General features: G+C 32.7%; 3 protein-coding genes. 1 reads left to right on the forward strand and 2 read right to left on the reverse strand.

Annotated features, from left to right (window positions below; all coding sequences use genetic code 11):
* A partial coding sequence (locus WGMM_RS02140) for a PD-(D/E)XK nuclease family transposase (RefSeq protein WP_038249399.1) occupies positions 1–162 on the reverse strand: 162 nt, incomplete at its 3' end.
* A gap of 177 nt (positions 163–339) precedes the next feature.
* A complete protein-coding gene (apaG, locus tag WGMM_RS02145; protein ID WP_240991867.1) occupies positions 340–741 on the reverse strand; it encodes a Co2+/Mg2+ efflux protein ApaG in 402 nt (133 codons plus the stop codon).
* 99 nt (positions 742–840) lie between these two features.
* On the opposite strand from apaG, the gene WGMM_RS02150 reads away from it, so the two are divergent.
* Positions 841–1905 carry a 5-(carboxyamino)imidazole ribonucleotide synthase gene (locus WGMM_RS02150; RefSeq protein ID WP_038249404.1) on the forward strand — a complete coding sequence of 355 codons (1065 nt, stop codon included), beginning with the start codon at positions 841–843 and terminating at the stop codon, positions 1903–1905.
* Positions 1906–2026: the final 121 nt, after the last annotated feature.

Here is a 2026-nt window from a genome sequence, read left to right on the forward strand (position 1 = left end):
TATAATAGTGCTGAGAAACTCAACTTCTTGTATTGCATTTATCTCAGTAAACCCTAAAATATCGTTCAAAAAGTGGATCAGGATATTCTTATTTTTTTCCGTTCCAAAGATTTTTTTGAAACACAAATCATTGCGAGGATCGAGAAATTTTGAAAGACCCATGGCAAAAATGCTTGAAAATATTAATAATTATACACTATTATTAATAATTATTCAACCATATTTTTGAAGATAGCTAGTTTCTGTATTTATTTTAAATTGAAGAAAGCTCAAATGAAAGATCGTGCTTTGCTAAAAATCACAGAATGCAGTCTGGTTACAAATAAACTATTTTGATAGTTAATGGGGTCTAGTTTTGACGTATGGACTATCCAAAGAAAAGGGTGGTACCATAACCTCAAAAATTTTTATGCTTTCTTCATTCAGAAATTCATACTTACCCTGCATTATTCCTGACGGTACATTTAAGTATGTTCCACTTGTGTATTTAAATGCCTCTCCAGATTTTATCACAGGCTGTTCTCCGATAACACCAACTCCGGCAATTTCATTTACTTTGCCCTTATAATCTATTATTTGCCAATGACGACTTAACAATTGAATAGTTGATTGGCTTTTGTTTTTTATCTTAACGTTATACATCCATACATAGCAATTTTCATAAGGAATGGATTGCTCTTCAATGTAAATTGGTAAAACTGTAACTTCAACAAAGTTGGTAGTCAATGTGTATTCTAGAATCATTATAGAATATTCATGATAAAAAGATAATATTCTAATTATATGCTTTTTTCATAGATTTTTCAAGTATACTTTAATTAGGAAATATCAATTTATAGTATGAATGAACCAGATGCACTGAGCAAAAAAGTAATAGGAATAATAGGTGGTGGACAATTAGGTAAAATGACTGCTATCGCTGCAACAAAACTTGGACAAAAAACACATGTTTTTGCCAGTGCTAAAGACGATCCGGCTTGCTCTGTTGCTGATTATTTCACAATAGCAGATTTCTCTAATAAGAAAGCCCTTGAATCTTTTGCACAGAGTGTGGATTTAGTTACTATTGAGTCTGAAAATATTCCATGTAGTGCAATTGATATCGATGTAAATTTTTATCCGGTTAAAAAAGCGTTACACATTTCGCAGAACAGACTGAGAGAAAAGGATTTTATTAAAAACTTGGGTATAAAAACTGCTAACTATAAGAGTATACAAAATTATAATGAGCTACTGAAAAGCAGTAGAGCTTTTGGCTATCCAATAAGGCTGAAAACAACAGAAATGGGTTACGATGGAAAAGGACAATATGTGCTTGAGAATGATTCTGAAGTGAAGCAATTTACTTCCTTTGATTGGAATACAGAGTACATTCTTGAAGCAAGTGTTGATTTACTGAAAGAGGTTTCAATAGTCGTTGCAAGAGATAAAAACTGTAAAGTAGCTTTTTTTCCTATAGCAGAAAATTACCACGTTGATGAAATGCTTGATACTTCAACAGTGCTAGCTAAAATAGATAGCAAATTAACTCAAGAGGTACAACGAGCTGCAAAGAAAATAGCAAATGCGCTTGATGTAATAGGAATTTTGGCTATTGAATTTTTTGTTACTAAAGATAACGAATTGTTAGTTAATGAACTAGCTCCCCGACCTCACAATTCTTGCCACTGGAGCTTGGATGCATGTAACGTTAGTCAATTTGGACAGCTAGTTAGGATAATATGCGGGCTACCTATGCAGGAAGTAGTATTATGCTTTCCTTGTATGACGAAAAATATAATAGGTAATGATATATATGATTCTCATAAGTATTTGAGCAACGAAAAAGCTAATTTAACCATATATGGGGAAAAAGAGGTTAGGGATAAGCGTACAATGGGACATGTCAATATAGATTTAAGTTAACAGTTTTTCTACGTCATACCGCCACAACTGTACGAACATTGTGATATGATGAGATGTTATAGCTCTTTTTACAATAATCCGAACAGACCGTAATATGCTACTGGCCTGCTATAGCTATAAA

It is taken from the genome of Wolbachia endosymbiont of Glossina morsitans morsitans, from assembly GCF_000689175.1.
Lineage (GTDB): Bacteria > Pseudomonadota > Alphaproteobacteria > Rickettsiales > Anaplasmataceae > Wolbachia > Wolbachia pipientis.

Coding starts and splice junctions, on each gene's coding strand:
- WGMM_RS02150 (WP_038249404.1), top strand. CDS start 841: ATGAATGAACCAGATGCACTGAGCAAAAAAGTAATAGGAATAATAGGT.